The 14951-nt window shown below is 62.5% G+C and carries 12 protein-coding genes and 1 other RNA gene; 6 read left to right on the top strand and 7 right to left on the bottom strand.

What is annotated here, in order from left to right; all coding sequences use genetic code 11:
• Positions 1-55: 55 nt before the first annotated feature.
• Complete coding sequence (gene hemN, locus OEZ49_RS19170; RefSeq protein ID WP_263389800.1) at positions 56-1411, top strand: oxygen-independent coproporphyrinogen III oxidase; 1356 nt, start codon at positions 56-58, stop codon at positions 1409-1411.
• Between the two features lie 305 nt (positions 1412-1716).
• Positions 1717-3645 (top strand): elongation factor G, encoded by a 1929-nt coding sequence (locus tag OEZ49_RS19165; RefSeq protein ID WP_263389799.1) that lies wholly within the window; start codon positions 1717-1719, stop codon positions 3643-3645.
• 47 nt (positions 3646-3692) lie between these two features.
• On the opposite strand, the gene OEZ49_RS19160 is transcribed toward OEZ49_RS19165, so the two are convergent.
• From OEZ49_RS19160 to OEZ49_RS19140, 5 genes are all read right to left on the bottom strand, one after another.
• A complete protein-coding gene (locus tag OEZ49_RS19160; protein WP_263389798.1) occupies positions 3693-5273 on the bottom strand; it encodes an ABC transporter ATP-binding protein in 1581 nt (526 codons plus the stop codon).
• Positions 5270-6376, bottom strand: a complete 1107-nt coding sequence (locus tag OEZ49_RS19155; protein ID WP_164131666.1) for an ABC transporter permease — start codon at positions 6374-6376, stop codon at positions 5270-5272. Before OEZ49_RS19155 ends, OEZ49_RS19160 begins: the two co-directional genes overlap by 4 nt.
• Before the next feature lie 3 nt (positions 6377-6379).
• Positions 6380-7471, bottom strand: a complete 1092-nt coding sequence (locus tag OEZ49_RS19150) for a microcin C ABC transporter permease YejB (protein WP_164131665.1) — start codon at positions 7469-7471, stop codon at positions 6380-6382.
• Positions 7472-7480: 9 nt separating this feature from the next.
• Complete coding sequence (locus tag OEZ49_RS19145; RefSeq protein WP_263389797.1) at positions 7481-9382, bottom strand: extracellular solute-binding protein; 1902 nt, start codon at positions 9380-9382, stop codon at positions 7481-7483.
• A 181-nt stretch (positions 9383-9563) separates the two neighbouring features.
• Positions 9564-10070 (bottom strand): c-type cytochrome, encoded by a 507-nt coding sequence (locus OEZ49_RS19140; RefSeq protein ID WP_263389830.1) that lies wholly within the window; start codon positions 10068-10070, stop codon positions 9564-9566.
• 119 nt (positions 10071-10189) lie between these two features.
• Here OEZ49_RS19140 and OEZ49_RS19135 point away from each other — a divergent pair, with 119 nt between their 5' ends.
• Entirely contained in the window at positions 10190-11023 is an 834-nt protein-coding gene (locus tag OEZ49_RS19135; protein WP_164131663.1) for a prephenate dehydratase, read from the top strand.
• Positions 11024-11038: 15 nt separating this feature from the next.
• Here the strand turns inward: OEZ49_RS19135 and OEZ49_RS19130 are convergent, their stop codons facing one another.
• Both OEZ49_RS19130 and nudC read right to left on the bottom strand, forming a co-directional pair.
• Entirely contained in the window at positions 11039-11500 is a 462-nt protein-coding gene (locus OEZ49_RS19130; protein ID WP_263389796.1) for an SRPBCC family protein, read from the bottom strand.
• Positions 11501-11539: 39 nt separating this feature from the next.
• Positions 11540-12523, bottom strand: a complete 984-nt coding sequence (gene nudC / locus OEZ49_RS19125) for an NAD(+) diphosphatase (protein WP_263389795.1) — start codon at positions 12521-12523, stop codon at positions 11540-11542.
• Between the two features lie 210 nt (positions 12524-12733).
• On the opposite strand from nudC, the gene OEZ49_RS19120 reads away from it, so the two are divergent.
• The 3 genes from OEZ49_RS19120 (at position 12734) to ffs (ending at position 14748) form a co-directional block, all read left to right on the top strand.
• Positions 12734-13375, top strand: a complete 642-nt coding sequence (locus OEZ49_RS19120) for a metallophosphoesterase (protein WP_263389794.1) — start codon at positions 12734-12736, stop codon at positions 13373-13375.
• Positions 13372-14610 carry a 5'-nucleotidase C-terminal domain-containing protein gene (locus OEZ49_RS19115; RefSeq protein WP_263389793.1) on the top strand — a complete coding sequence of 413 codons (1239 nt, stop codon included), beginning with the start codon at positions 13372-13374 and terminating at the stop codon, positions 14608-14610. Before OEZ49_RS19120 ends, OEZ49_RS19115 begins: the two co-directional genes overlap by 4 nt.
• Positions 14611-14649: 39 nt before the next feature.
• Positions 14650-14748: signal recognition particle sRNA small type (ffs, locus tag OEZ49_RS19110), an RNA gene on the top strand.
• The last annotated feature ends 203 nt before the right edge of the window (positions 14749-14951 follow it).

Raw genomic sequence — 14951 nt, 5'->3', positions numbered from 1 at the left:
TCCTACTTGATCTGGGTCAAGGTCCATGTCGAAAGGCTCACGTAAGCGTACTTGCATGAAAGCGAAACCTCAATTGGCCCGACTCGGACTTTTTGACGCGAAAGTACCGAGATATACGAGCTACCCGACCGCGCCCCACTTCAGCAATGACGTGGGCGCAAGTGATTTTGGCAACTGGATCGGGGCAATTCCGCCGCACAGCGAGGTTTCGCTGTATGTGCATGTGCCATTCTGCCGCAGGCTGTGCTGGTTCTGCGCCTGCCGGACCCAGGGTACCCAGACCGACAATCCGGTCATCGCCTATGTGGAAACGCTCAAGGCCGAACTCGCCCTGCTGGCCAGCCGTCTGCCCGAAGGTGTGCGCCTTTCCCGGCTGCATTGGGGCGGCGGCACGCCGACCCTGCTGAACCCCGATCTGATGCGCGACCTGGCAAAGTCGATCTTCGACGTGGTGCCGCTCGGCCCCAACGCCGAGTTCTCGGTGGAAATCGACCCCAACGAGATCGACGACGCCCGTCTGGATGCCCTGGCTTCGGCTGGCATGAACCGCGCCTCCATCGGCATTCAGGATTTCGACAGCGAGATCCAGAAGACGATCGGGCGCATTCAGGGGTATGACATCACCCGCAAAGCGGTGGATATGATCCGCGCCCGCGGAATTTACAGCCTGAACGCCGATATCCTCTACGGCCTGCCGCACCAGACCCGCGCCCGCATGACCGAAAGCGTGCAAAAGCTGTTGTCGCTCAACCCCGACCGGGTCGCGCTCTACGGTTATGCGCATGTTCCATGGATGGCCAAGCGCCAGCAACTGATCCCCTCGGATGCGCTGCCGACACCCGAGGAACGGCTCGACCTGTTCGACACCGCCCGCCGGTTGTTCCTGTGGGACAACTATGCCGAAATCGGAATCGACCATTTCGCCACGCGCGAAGACGGGCTGACGCAGGCACTGGATGCCGGCAAGCTGAAACGAAACTTCCAGGGTTATACCGACGATCAGGCCGACGTTCTGATCGGGGTCGGCGCCAGCGCGATTTCCAAGTTCCCGCAAGGTTTTGCCCAGAACGCCCCGGCGACCTCGGCCCACACAGGCGCCATCCGCGCCGGAAACTTCTCGACCTCGCGGGGCCACCAGTTCAAGGGCCAAGACTTATTGCGCGCCAGACTGATCGAGGCGCTGATGTGCGATTTCCGCATCAATACGGCCGAGATTCTGCGCGATCACGATATCTCGGCCAGCGAGTTGCAGCGCATGTACCATCAGGCCAATGAGAGCTTCGAAGGTCTGCTGCGCGTCACTGACGACGGTCTGTTCATTCCGCCGGAAGCCAGGCCACTCACCCGGATGGTGGCCCGCTGTTTCGACGACTACGACCTCAGCAAAGCCGGACACAGTTCGGCCATCTAAAGCGTTTTCGGTACGATCCGGTTTATACGAAAACTGCTCTGACCCCGGAGGGGGAGCCGGGTCAGAGCGGGCGGGGTCTTGCAAGATCCCGCCTTCATTTTCACCAAGGGACTTGACGTACAAAGCCCTGATTTCCCACACTCGTACCAAGGCGGGAAACCCTGGCGATGCAGTCACGCAGATGCGCTTAAGGGATCTCGCCGTGAGGCAGGCGACACCCGATACAGGCAAGCGGACGTAGCATCGTTCGCCATAGCCTTGATTCCGCAGCAGACAGTATTGCAGCAAGAAAAGGGACAGCCCCAATGCGCGTTTTCACCGTTCTCGGACCCACCCAATCGGGCAAGTCCACCCTGGTCGAGGCCATCAGTCGCCTCGACAGCCGCCCCACAACATTCGATGTATCCGGGACCGTGCACTTGCACGGTTTTTCTTACCTGGATGAGCCCTGGTGCGCGATTGAAGTGGACGGGGGCGGCGATGCGCTGGCCTTTGTCGGCCCCGCCATGGCAATTTCCGATGCTGCGGTGATCGTGGTGCCGCCCGATCCGGATGCCGCTGTGCTCTGCGCACCCTATCTGCGACTGGTCGAAGAGGCCGGCATTCCCGCAATCCTGTTCATCAACCGGATGGACAATCCCAATGGACGGATTCGCGATATCGTGGCCGCTTTGCAAGGCTATTGCAGCCATCACATCACCCTGCGCCAGGTGCCCATCCGCGAGGGCGACCAGATCGTGGGCGCGGTGGATCTGATCTCGGAACGCGCCTGGCAATACCGCGAGGGCCAGCCCTCCGCCCTGATCGAAATGCCCGGCTCGGCCGTCGAACGGGAACAGGAGGCGCGCGCCGAACTGCTCGAGGCGCTGTCGGACTACGATGATCACCTGCTCGAACAACTGATCGAGGACAAGCAGCCGCCCAGCGCCGAAATCTACGATCTGGCCGCCAAGGTCCTGCAAAATCACCAGCTGATCCCCGCCTACCTTGGGGCGGCCAGTCACGGCAACGGGCTGACCCGGGTGATGAAGGCGCTCCGCCATGAAGCACCGCAGTTCGACATCGCCGCCGGGCGGGACGAGGCCGGCGAAAAGGCCCGCGCCATCGCGGGCTTTGCCGATGTCAAGAAACATATCGGCAAGATCGTGGTGCTGCGCGGCCTCGGAGACGGCGTCAAGGCCCACGAACTCCTGGGGGGCGAAACCGTCGGCAGCCTCACCGATCTGGACGCGCGCACCCAAATTGGCGCGCTGGAGGCCGGGCAGATCGGTCTTGCCGTGAAGTCCGATCACCTGTCACCGGGCAATATCTATGACAGCAGCGGGGCGACCGAGCTGCCGCATTGGGCGCGCAGCCACCCGCCCAGCCACCGGCAACTCATCACCCCCGCACACGAACGCGACGATGCCCGGCTGTCATCGGCGCTGGCCCGGATGGACGAGATCGACCCCGGCCTGCACCTCAGCATCGACGAGGCGACCGGACATTCCATTCTGGGCTGCCAGGGGCCGCAGCATCTGCGCCGCGTATCGGCCAAGCTGGCCGAGGATTTCGGGGTCGAGGTCATCGCCGAACCAGTCGAGACCGCCTATCGCGAAACCATCCAGAAACCGGTGGATCACCATCACCGGCACCGCAAGCAATCGGGCGGGGCGGGCCAGTTTGCCGATGTCCAGATCTCGCTCGAACCGCTGCCGCGCGGCAGCGGGTTCCAGTTCGACGAGGTGGTCAAGGGCGGCGCGGTGCCCAAGAACTACATCCCTTCCGTGGCGCAAGGGGCCGAGGATGCGCTGGCCCAAGGTCCCGAAGGGTTCAAGGTTGTCGATGTGAAGGTGACGCTGAAAGACGGCAAGCACCACGCGGTGGACAGTTCCGACTATGCCTTCCGCACGGCGGGCAAGGCGGCCGTGCGCGAGGCGCTGCCGATGGCGAAACCGGTGGTGCTGCAACCTGTCCTGCGCGCTGAGATCCACCTGCCGTCCACCTTTGTCGGTGATCTGGTGCCAACGATCAGTTCGCTTCAGGGCCAGGTTCTCGGGTTCGAAGCGCATCCCAGCGCCGCCGGATGGGAGGTCTTCAACGCGCTGCTGCCAGCAGTGGCCGAGGACGAGCTGCATCGCTCGCTGGCCAGTTCAACCCGTGGCACCGCCTGGGTGAAACTGGGCTTTGACCATTATGAGGAATTGCGGGGCCCGGTGCCGAAATCGGCAAAGGAACGCGCCGCCGCCGGATGACGTGAAACAGTTGCAAAGGCCCGGAAACCCTCCGGGCCTTTCGGCCGTCAGCCCGCCGCCGCGATCAAGGTGCGGGTGTACTCGGTCTGGGCGTTCTCGAACAAAGCCTCGGTCTCGCCGGTTTCGATCACATCGCCCTGTCGCATGACGACAACCTTGTGAGACATCGCCCGCACGACTTTCAGGTCATGGCTAATGAACAGATAGGCCAGCCCGTACTTGCGCTGCAACGCGCGCAGCAATTCCACGATCTGCACCTGCACCGTCATGTCCAGCGCGCTGGTCGGTTCGTCCAGCACCAAGAGCTTGGGCCGCAGCACCATTGCCCGCGCGATGGCGATCCGCTGGCGCTGGCCGCCGGAAAACTCGTGCGGATAGCGGTCCATCGACGCCGGATCCAGCCCTACCTCCTGCATCACCTCGGTCACCAGTTCGCGCGGCGCGCGCTGCGGGTCCACCTTGTGAATGCCCAATCCCTCGGAAATGATCTGGGCGCAGGTCATGCGCGGGCTCAGGCTGCCGAACGGATCCTGGAAAACAATCTGCATATCCTTGCGCAGACGGCGCAGTTCGCGCGTGGACCAGCCGCGCACATCCTCACCGCGAAAGGTGATGCCGCCCTCGGACCCGATCAGCCGCATGATGGCCAGCGCCAGCGTGGTCTTGCCCGACCCGCTTTCGCCCACGATCCCCAGCGTCTCACCGGCACGGACAGAGATCGAGGCGTCGTTCACCGCCTTTACATGGCCCACGGTCCGTTTCAGGAACCCGCGCTGGATCGGGAACCAGACACGCAGGTTCCGGGTCTGCACGATCTCTTCGGCCCGGTCCGAAACAGGGTCCGGCCTGCCCGAAGGCTCCGCCGCCAGGAGCTTGCGGGTATAGGGGTGCCGGGGGTTCGCAAATATCTCGGCGGTCGGGCCGGTTTCCACGATTTCGCCCGCTTTCATCACACAGACCCGGTCGGCGATCCGCCGCACGATGCCCAGATCATGGGTGATGAACAGCATCCCCATGTTCTCGGATTTCTGCAAATCCGCCAGCAGTTCCAGGATCTGCGCCTGGATGGTGACATCCAGCGCCGTGGTCGGTTCGTCCGCGATAAGGATGTCGGGCTTGTTGGCCAGCGCCATCGCGATCATCACCCGCTGCCGCTGACCGCCGCTCAACTGATGCGGATAGGCATCGAGCCGGGTTTCGGGGTCGCGGATACCAACCTTGACCAGCAGTTCCAGAATACGCGCCCGCGCCGCCTCGCCCGCCAACCCCTGATGCAGCGCCAGCGATTCCGCCATCTGCTTCTGGATCGTGTGCAGCGGGTTGAGCGAGGTCATCGGCTCCTGAAAGATAAAGCTGATGTCGTTGCCGCGCACATCCATCAACTGCTGTTCGTTGGCGCCGATCATCTCCTTCCCGTCATAAGTGACGGAACCTTCGACAATCGCGCTGTCACCCAACAGCGACACGGTCGAGAGCGCCGACACCGACTTGCCCGAGCCGCTTTCTCCCACCAGCGCCACCGTCTCGCCCCGGTTGACCGAGAACGAAACTCCGCGCACCGCCTGGCTGATCCGGCCATCCTGCCGGAACGACACTTTCAGCCCTTTGACCTCTAGAAGCGCGCTCATGAAAAGGTCTTTCTGGGGTCAAAGGCATCGCGCACGCCTTCGAAGATGAAGACCAAGAGCGACAGCATGATGGCAAAGGTGAAAAATGCGGTAAAGGCCAGCCAGGGCGCTTGCAGGTTCTGTTTCGCCTGCAAAGTCAACTCACCGAGCGACGGGGCCGAGGACGGAAGGCCAAAGCCCAGAAAGTCGAGCGAGGCCAGCCCGCCGATCGACCCAGTGACCAGGAACGGCAGGATGGTGACCGTGGCCACCATCGCGTTGGGCAGCATGTGGCGGAACATGATGGTCCAGTCACTGACGCCCAGGGCCCGTGCCGCGCGCACGTATTCCAGGTTGCGCGCGCGCAGGAACTCGGCCCGTACAACCCCCACCAGCGCGGTCCAGCCGAAAATGATCGAGATGATCACCAGCATCCAGAAACTGCGCTGGAATATCGAGAACATGATGATGATCACGTATAGTCCCGGCGTGGCCCCCCAGATCTCGATCACCCGCTGCATCACCAGATCCAGCTTGCCGCCAAAGAACCCCTGCATCGCCCCCGCAATCACCCCGATGATGCTGGAGGCGGCGGTAACGATCAGTGCGAACAGGATCGACAGGCGGAATCCGTAGATCACCCGCGCCACCACGTCCCGCTTGGTGTCATCGGTGCCCAGCCAGTTCTGCCCGTTGGGCGGCAGCGGTGCCGCGCCGGGCCGGTCCACCGTGGTGCGATAGGAATAGGGGATCGGCGGCCATATCGCCCAGCCCTGGTGGAAATCCTCGGCCTGATAGGTACCCGCCTCGATCTCTTCGATGATACCTTCGGGATCGTCGAAACACGCATCCGTACCGCCGCTGACAATCAGGCACTGCACCTCTGGATCGCGATAGATCGCCTCGGTCTCGAAATCGCCGCCAAAGGCCGTTTCGGGATAGAAGGAAAAGATCGGCATCCGCAACTCGCCGCGATAGCTGACGAGGATCGGTTTGTCATTGGCCAGGAACTCGGCAAACAGTGAGACCCCGAACAGGATCGAAAATAGGATCAGCGACCAGAAGGCGCGGCGGTTCCGGCAAAAGTTGTTCCAGCGGCGCTGGTTCAGGGGCGACAGGCGCATGGCTCAGCCCTCCCGCCGCTCAAAGTCGATCCGGGGATCGACCAGCACATAGGTCAGGTCCGAAAGGATGCCAATCAACAGGCCAATCAGGCCAAAGACAAAGAGCGTGCCGAACATCACCGGATAATCGCGTGCCACCGTCGCCTCGAACCCCAGCCGCCCCAGACCGTCGAGCGAAAAGATCGTCTCGATGATCAGCGAACCACCCAGGAACACCGAAAGGAACACCGCCGGAAAGCCCGAGATCACGATCAGCATCGCGTTGCGGAATACGTGGCCATACAGCACCCGGCTTTCGCTCAGCCCCTTGGCGCGGGCGGTGATCACGTATTGCTTCTTGATCTCGTCGAGAAAGCTGTTCTTGGTCAGCAGCGTCAGCGTAGTAAAGGCGCCGATGGTATAGGCGGTCAGCGGCAACGCGATGTGCCAGAGGTAGTCCAGCACCTTGCCGATCAGCGACAGATCGGCAAAATCGTCCGATGTCAGGCCGCGCAGCGGGAAGATCTGCCAATAGCTACCCCCGGCGAACAGCACCAAAAGCAGAATGGCGAACAGGAACCCCGGGATCGCATAGGCCGCGATGATCAGCCCGCTGGTCCAGGTATCAAACCGTGACCCGTCGCGCACCGCCTTGCGGATGCCCAACGGGATCGAGATGGCATAGGCAATGAGCGTCGACCACAGGCCCAGCGTGATCGACACCGGCATCTTCTCCAGCACCAGATCGACAACGTCGATCTTGCGGAAATAACTCTCGCCGAAATCGAGGTTCAGATAGTTCCAAAGCATCAGCAGGAACCGTTCATGCGCCGGCTTGTCGAGACCGTATAGCTCTTCCAACTCCTTGATGAACTCGGGCGGTAGGCCCCGTGCACCGATATAGCGGTCGTTGACCGCGTTGGTCTGGGTGTTCAGCTGCGCATCGTTGCCCTGCCCGGCAAAGCTTTCGAACACGTCGCCGCCGCCCTGCAATTGCGCAATGGCCTGATCCACCGGACCACCCGGCACAAACTGCACCAGCACGAAGTTCACCAGCATGATCCCAAGCAATGTCGGGATCACCAGCAGCAATCGTCTGAGGATATAGGCGCCCATAAAGCCTGCTTACCTCAACGCGCCCGAGGATTTCAGCGCTGCCGCACGGTCGGCGTCGACCCACCACAGGTCCTCGATGCCCAGCGCATAGGGTGGCAGATTCTCGGGGTAGGAATACATGTCCCAATAGGCTACCCAGTATTTGCCCAGGTACCAGGTCGGCACCATGATCCGCTTGGCCCGCAGAACCCGGTCCAGCGCCCGAACGTTGGCCTGCAACTCTTCGGTGGTCTTGGCCGCGACAATCCCGTCGATCAGCGGCTCGATATCCGGCCCGTGCACGCCCGAGGGGTTGAACACGGAATAGGCCGCCGCCTCGGCGCCGAACTGCTGGTAAAGCCCGGTCGAAGGTTGCAGCGACATCGGGTAGCCACCCATGATCATGTCGAAGTCCCTGTCGCGCCGGCGCAGCGTGAATTGCGCGTCATCGACGCGGTTGTAACGGGCGTCGATGCCCATGACCTTGAGGTTATCGACAAACGGCTGAATGATCCGGTCCAGCGTCGGCTCGTCGGACAGGAACTCGATCTTCAGCGTTTCACCCGCCGCATTGCGCCGGATGCCATCACCGCCGACGGCCCACCCCGCCCCGTCCAACAGCTTCATTGCACGGCGCAGGTTCTTGCGGTCGTTCTGGCGGTCTGGGCTGGAACTGTGGGCGCTTACCGGCTCTTCGGTCAACACCGCGGGATCCAGCGCATCCCCCAGCGCCTCCAGCACCTCGCGCTCGCGGCCCTCGGGCAGCCCGGTCGCTTCCAGCGGCGTGCCCTGCCAGAAGGAATGCCGCTGCTGGAACAGGCCATATTGCAGGCTTTCGTTGGTCCATTCAAAGTTGAACGCCAACTGCACCGCCGCTCGCACGCGGATATCCTGAAACTGCGGCCGGTCCATGTTGATCACAAATCCGCTGGCACTGGGCACGTCGCCATCAAACAGCTCTGCCTTGACCACATGGCCCTTTTCGATGGCCGGGAAGTCATAGGCGGTGGCCCAGCTTTTCGAGTTGTTCTCTTGCCGCAGCGTATAGTTCCCGGCCTTGAACCCCTCCATCGCGGCGATGGTGTCGGTGTAATACTCGACGCGGATACTGTCGTAATTGTTGCGCCCGACATTCACGTTCAGATGCGCGCCCCAGTAATCGGGATTGCGGCGATAGATGACGCGCCTGTTAATGTCGAAGCTCTCCAGCACATAGGGCGCCGAGCCGATCCCCTGTTCAAGCCGCGGCTCGTCCAGGCGGCGTTTCTCGGGATCGGCCATGAACCAGGCCTTGGAAAAGATCGGCGTTCCGCCGACCTGGGTGATCAGCGCCCGGCGCGGGATGTCGGGGGCGAAATAGAATTTCACCCGATACGTGTCCAACGCCTCGGCCTTGGGAATGCGTTTCCTGACTGCCTCGGCATAAGATTTCAGTCCCTGTTCCAGCAGGATCTCGTGGCTGAACACCACATCCTCGGCGGTGATCGGTGTGCCATCGGAGAACCGCGCCTCGGGCCGGATGTTGAAGATCACCCAATCCTGACTTTCGGGGTATTCTAGGCTTTCGGCCACCAGCCCATAATACGACGCCGGTTCATCATAAGACGGCGTCAGCAGGGATTCGTACTGATCCGCCGAGCGCGCCGCCGCGCGCCCCTTACGGGTGAACGGGTTCAGGTTATCGAATGTCCCGATCGCGGCATAGCTCAGCTCGCCACCCTTGGGCGCATCGGGATTGACGTAATCGAAATGCGCAAATCCCTCGGGATACTTGAGATCGCCGAACTCTGAAAACCCATAGCTCTTGATGATCGTCTCTTCGGCGCGGGCCAGACCGGCCAGCGCCAACAGGACGATCCCTGCAATCAGCATCATCACGCCTGGCCGGATATCCAATGCTCGGGCACGCGTCGCGGCGCGGGGGGATTTCATCGGGCTCTTCCTTCGGGTTGGGTTGGCACGGCTGCCAATCTTGTTTCCGATAGCTAATGGCCCCGCAAGGGGACTTGCAAGTTTAGATTAGGTGAACCGTTCGTGAAGTCAGCCCCGCCAAACGAAAAAGGCCGCTGCGCTCCGGCAGCGGCCCTTGATCTGTCAGGGTTATGCGTCCGGCTCAGCCGCCGGTGCTTTGCAGATAGGCGATCAGGTTGACCCGGTCGCCGATCTTGCCCAGGCCCGAGAAGCTCATCGAAGTCCCGGGAACGGCCGCCGACGGCTTGGTCAGGAAGGCGTCCAGCGCTTCCGGGGTCCAGTCGCCGCCATGGCTCTGCATGGCGCCCGAGTAGCCGAAACCGGCAACCGAGGCGACCGCGCGGCCAACCACACCGTTCAGGTGCGGGCCAGTGGCATCCTCGCCGTTCACCTTGTGGCAGGCGGCACATTTCTTGAAGACCTTCTCGCCTTTTTCGGCATCAGCCGTGGCCAGCAGTTCTTCGAAGCTCACGGTTTCTGCCTCACCGGCCGACTCTTCGGCTTCGGCGGCTTCGATTGCATAGGCCGGCTCGTCGCCGTGGCCACCAACATGATAGACCGTTTCGGCCGCCCACTTGGCGAGAAGAAGCGCCAGGAAAGCGCCGAACAGGCCGGCAGCGGCCTTGGTAACTGTCATCGTGTCGAACATTGATCGCGAGTCCATTTCAGCTGTCTGGGCGGCTGTCTAAGGCTTCCCCTCGCAAGAGGCAAGGTATAGACACCGCGACCAAACGCCCAAAATGTAACTTGTTGCACGGAAACGACCCTATGACCCATCGCATCGCCTTCCAGGGAGAGCCCGGCGCCTACAGCCACGAGGCCTGCCGCAACGCCCGCCCCGAGATGGAGGCCCTGCCCTGCCGCACCTTCGAGGACGTGATCCAGGCGGTCCGTTCGGGCGAGGCCGAGCTTGCGATGCTGCCGGTCGAGAACACGACATACGGCCGGGTCGCCGATATCCACCGCCTGCTGCCGCACAGCGGCCTGCATATCATCGACGAGGCTTTCGTGCGGGTTCACATCAACCTCTTGGGGGTGCCGGGCGCGAAACTCCAAGATATCCGCGAGGCGCATTCGCATCTGGTACTGCTGCCACAATGCGCGGGCTTTCTGAAAAAACACGCAATCACCGGCCGGGTCAGCCCCGACAACGCCCGCGCCGCCCGCGAAGTGGCCGAGCGCGGCGACAAGAGCCATGCCGCGCTGGCCAGCGAGCTGGCCGGAGAAATCTATGGGCTGAACGTGCTCGCCCGCCATGTCGAGGATACCGACAACAACACCACCCGGTTCCTGGTTATGTCGCGCGAGGCCGACGAATCGCGGCGCGGCGATTTCGGCATGATCACCAGTTTCGTCTTCGAAGTGCGCAGCATCCCGGCCGCGCTCTACAAGGCACTCGGCGGATTCGCGACAAATGGCGTCAACATGACCAAACTGGAAAGCTACATGCTGGACGGTTCGTTCTCGGCCACCCAGTTCTATGCCGATATCGTCGGCCATCCCGAGGATCCCAACGTGGCGTTGGCGATGGACGAGCTCAACCACTTCACGACGAATGTGGAAATCCTGGGCGTCTATCCGGCGGCGCGCCCACGGTCGTGACCGGCCCCGCGCACGTCAGCGGGCGCAGCGGTCTTCGACGTCCTTGGCGAATTCCGCCATCCGCAGCTTGAACCGGCGCGCCAGATTCTTGCGGGCCAGTTTCAGAGATTGCAGGAACAGGCGCGCCGACAGAGTCTTGGCACTCAGTTCGATGTCAAAGCTCACCCGCGTCCGGCGCGGCGAAAGCGCTAGTAACTCGATATTCACAATCGAGGTGATCCCCTTGCTGTGCCCCCCGAACCGCATCAGTTGCGGCGGTTCGAACTGCTTCAGTACAACATGCATTTCGCGCGGCCTGCCCCGCAGGTTGAACCGTGCGTCCCAGGCCATGCCAGCGCCAATAGCAGCCCCCGGGTCAACGCGCTGAACCTCGATTCCCCTTCGAATGGCAGAACGCTCGTAACTCTCGAACTCCGACAGAATGGCGAACACGTTCGCGACCGGCGCTTCGATATCTTCTTTGCTGACGAATTGCATGACAACCTTGACTTGTTCTGCTCTTGCCCGAATGTCCCCTTAATCCAGCGTATCCGCAAGCCAGTTCTGCAACAGGAAATGCGCGATGGCGCCCTTGCGGGCTGGCAGGATGGTGGGATGATCGCCGGCAAACACCTGCATCATCTCGCTGCGCCCCACCCAGATCGCATCCGCCAGTTCGACAGGATCGATCTTGATGTCGCGCGCCAGCGCCTCGCCTTCGCAGCCGAACATCAGGGATGCGGGAAACGGCCAGGGTTGACTGGCAAGATAACCTACCCGCCCGACCGGTATGCCCGCCTCCTCCAGAACCTCGCGGCGCACCGCCGCCTCCAGCGTCTCGCCGGGTTCGACGAAACCAGCCAGCAGCGAGTACATCCCTTCGGGCCAACCCGGCGACCGCCCCATCAGGACGTCGTTGCCATGGGTGATCAGCATGATAACGACCGGATCGGTGCGCGGGAAATGCTGTCCGCCGCAGGCCGGGCAACTACGTTGCCAGCCGCTCTGGACCATGTCGCTGGCCGCGCCGCAGCGGGCACAAAACTTGTGCGTCGAATGCCAGCCGATGACCGCCTTGGCGGTGGCGGCCAGTTCGGCGTCGCGCGGGCTCAGCCGCGTCATCACCCGGCGCAGCTCGGCAAACACCTGACCTTCCGGCAGGTCTGGATGCTGTTGCTCGGACTTGTCGACAAAGGCGCCAACGGTGCTGGTATCCAGGCCCTTGGCGGTCCAGCCCGAAATGTCATGCGCGAACAGCGCTGCGCCCGTATCGTCCAGCCCCAGAAAAATCGGTATGTCAGACTCCCCGCCCGGCCCGTCCGTGACCAGCGGATGGTCAATGGGCACCCAGGCCAAACGGTCCAGACCATCCGCATGCAACAACAGCTTGCCGCGCCAGACCAACAGACACCGGGCCGAGGGATGGGCCGTCGCCTGCGCCATTACTGCTGCGTCGCCTCTAAGATGAGCGGCCCTGTTCAGCCCGCTGCCGCCAAAAGTCACCTGTTCCGCCCGTTTCACGTCACGCTCTCCCTTTGCCCTCACCGCCGACTGCTGCCATGGGCGGCGGACCATTTCAATCGCGAACTCTTCGTATGACGCGATTGCGATACAGGTCTGACACAAAACCGCCCCAACCAAACCCTTGTATTTCGTCAGTTTTTCTGTGCCCTAGTTGGCCAACTCAACCCAAGAGAGAGCATCTTGCCTGGCACAACCCCCGGAGACCCGATGACACGCAGCGCCCAGGTCACGACGACAGGCTCACAAGGCCGGGAAAGGCCGTTCCGAAAGCTTCGCATCCTCGCGACGTCGGACCTGCATATGCAACTGACCGGGTTCGATTACTACGCCGACCGGCCCGAACCGGCCGGAGGACTAACCCGGCTCGCCACCCTCATCGACGCGGCTCGAGCCGAACCCGGCCTGGATCTGACCCTTCTGGTCGACAACGGCGACAGCCTCCAAGGTACACCCATGGCCGATCTGTGCGTCGAACACCCCGGCCAACCACACCCACTGATGCAGGCTTTCGACTATCTCGGATATGACGCCATCGGCCTTGGAAACCACGATTTCAACTATGGGCTAGAGGTTCTCGACCATACGCTCCGTCAGGCGTCCTGCCCGGTGGTATGCAGCAACGCGCACCGGCTGGATGGCCCCGCGTCTTGGGTCAACGACCTGCTGCTCCGGCGGCATCTGAAGGTTTCCGGCACAAACGTGCCGCTGGACATCGGGATCATCTCGGTCTTGCCACCCCAATCGGTGCAATGGGACGCCCATCACCTGCTCGGCCGGGTCGAAATCGCGGATATCGCGGAACTGCCCGCACCCGCGCCCGGCACCTCAAGGCAAGAGGGTGTCACGTGATCCTGGTCCTGGCCCATTCCGGGCTGGGAGAGATCCATTCGGCGCCGGGACAAGAGAATGCCGTCATCCCGCTGGCCGAGATCGAGGCCATCGACGCCATCGTCGCCGGTCACACCCATCTGCACCTGCCCTGCCCGACACCGGACCCCAGGCCACAGGTGGATGCGGCGCGCGGCCTGATCCATGGCAAACCCGTCGTCATGCCCGGACGATACGGCACCCATCTGGGCGTGCTGGACCTTGACATGCATCTGGAAGTGGACGGGCATTGGCACGTGCTTGGCGCGTGCGCTGCCCTCAGAGCGGCGGATGCCGATGTCCCAGTATCCCGTGGTCTTGCAAAACGGCTTTCGACTGTTCACGCGGAGACGCGCGCGGCGGCAAACACACCGGCCGGGTTCTCGGCCCAGGCCCTGCACAGTTACTTTTCCTTCGTCGCCCCCGATCTGGCGCTGGCAAAGGTCGCCGCCGCTCAGGCGGCCGCTCTGCGTCCGTTCCTGCATGGCAGCCCCGAAAGCGCCCTTCCCCTGCTCTCGGCGGCATCGCCGCTGAAGGCAGGCGGACGCGCAGGCCCACAGCACTATACCGACGTTCCCTCAGGCAAGCTTCTGATGCGGCACATTGCCGATCTGCACATGTTTCCAAACGAACTCCGGGCGATTGTGGCAAACGGCGAAATCCTGCGCGACTGGCTCGAAATGGCGGTGGGCCTCTTCTGTACGATCACTGCTTCGGGCCCCGCCGGACACCTGATGGACCCCACCATCCCCGGCCACAATTTCGATGTACTCTACGGGCTCAGCTACGCCATCGACCTGTCGGTACCACCCCGGTTTGACACCTATGGCAAGGTGATCAATGCCAAAGCCCACAGAATCCGTGACCTCACCTGCAACGGCGTGCCAGTGGTGGCCGATCAGCGGTTCATCGTGGCGCTGAACAACTACAGGGCCAACGGCGGCGGCGGGTTTCACATGCTGGACGCCGCGCCCCGGATCAACCTCCCGACCCTCCCCATTCATACCATCTTGCGCGACTATCTGTCCGGCAAGCTGCCCCGCGACCCGATCGAAGACGAAACAGCACCTTGGCGGTTTGCGCCCCTACCAGGCGGGAAAGCCATTCTGCGCACCGGCCCGCAGGCTCGCGTGCACCTGGCCGAGTTGGCAAGCCGCAACATCATCGATCTGGGGCTGGACGAGGCGGGATACCTCTGCCTGCTTTTGGGTCTGTAGCGTCTTGCTATTTTCAGGCCCCGCGCCTATATCGTCCCCCGAGAGGTTGGCGCGGGCGAGCGCCTCGCCAACCTGGTCAGGTCCGGAAGGAAGCAGCCACAACGAGTCCCGCTTGGGTCGATGTCCAGCCTCTCACTTTATCCTCCCCTACTTCGCTGAGATCATGTTCAGTCACTTATTTTCAATTGCATGGGCGCTCCGAACACCCGCATCAGCTGTTGTTTCGGGCTCTGTTGCACAAATCGGCTGATAGTCGAGGCTCCGCTTTCCCCGGACAGAGTCATCCCACGGGTTTCGTGATGGGTATGCCGAGCGCGGTATAGCCGTTGAGTACGGCGATG

This window comes from Ruegeria marisflavi (genome assembly GCF_025673445.1).
In the GTDB taxonomy this organism is placed as follows: Bacteria; Pseudomonadota; Alphaproteobacteria; order Rhodobacterales; family Rhodobacteraceae; genus Ruegeria_B; species Ruegeria_B marisflavi.
Note: the sequence above shows the minus strand (reverse complement) of the source record. Positions and strands in the feature narration are given on the sequence as shown.

Coding starts and splice junctions, on each gene's coding strand:
- hemN (WP_263389800.1), top strand. CDS start 56: ATGAAAGCGAAACCTCAATTGGCCCGACTCGGACTTTTTGACGCGAAA.
- OEZ49_RS19165 (WP_263389799.1), top strand. CDS start 1,717: ATGCGCGTTTTCACCGTTCTCGGACCCACCCAATCGGGCAAGTCCACC.
- OEZ49_RS19160 (WP_263389798.1), bottom strand. CDS start 5,273: ATGAGCGCGCTTCTAGAGGTCAAAGGGCTGAAAGTGTCGTTCCGGCAG.
- OEZ49_RS19155 (WP_164131666.1), bottom strand. CDS start 6,376: ATGCGCCTGTCGCCCCTGAACCAGCGCCGCTGGAACAACTTTTGCCGG.
- OEZ49_RS19150 (WP_164131665.1), bottom strand. CDS start 7,471: ATGGGCGCCTATATCCTCAGACGATTGCTGCTGGTGATCCCGACATTG.
- OEZ49_RS19145 (WP_263389797.1), bottom strand. CDS start 9,382: ATGAAATCCCCCCGCGCCGCGACGCGTGCCCGAGCATTGGATATCCGG.
- OEZ49_RS19140 (WP_263389830.1), bottom strand. CDS start 10,070: ATGTTCGACACGATGACAGTTACCAAGGCCGCTGCCGGCCTGTTCGGC.
- OEZ49_RS19135 (WP_164131663.1), top strand. CDS start 10,190: ATGACCCATCGCATCGCCTTCCAGGGAGAGCCCGGCGCCTACAGCCAC.
- OEZ49_RS19130 (WP_263389796.1), bottom strand. CDS start 11,500: ATGCAATTCGTCAGCAAAGAAGATATCGAAGCGCCGGTCGCGAACGTG.
- OEZ49_RS19120 (WP_263389794.1), top strand. CDS start 12,734: ATGACACGCAGCGCCCAGGTCACGACGACAGGCTCACAAGGCCGGGAA.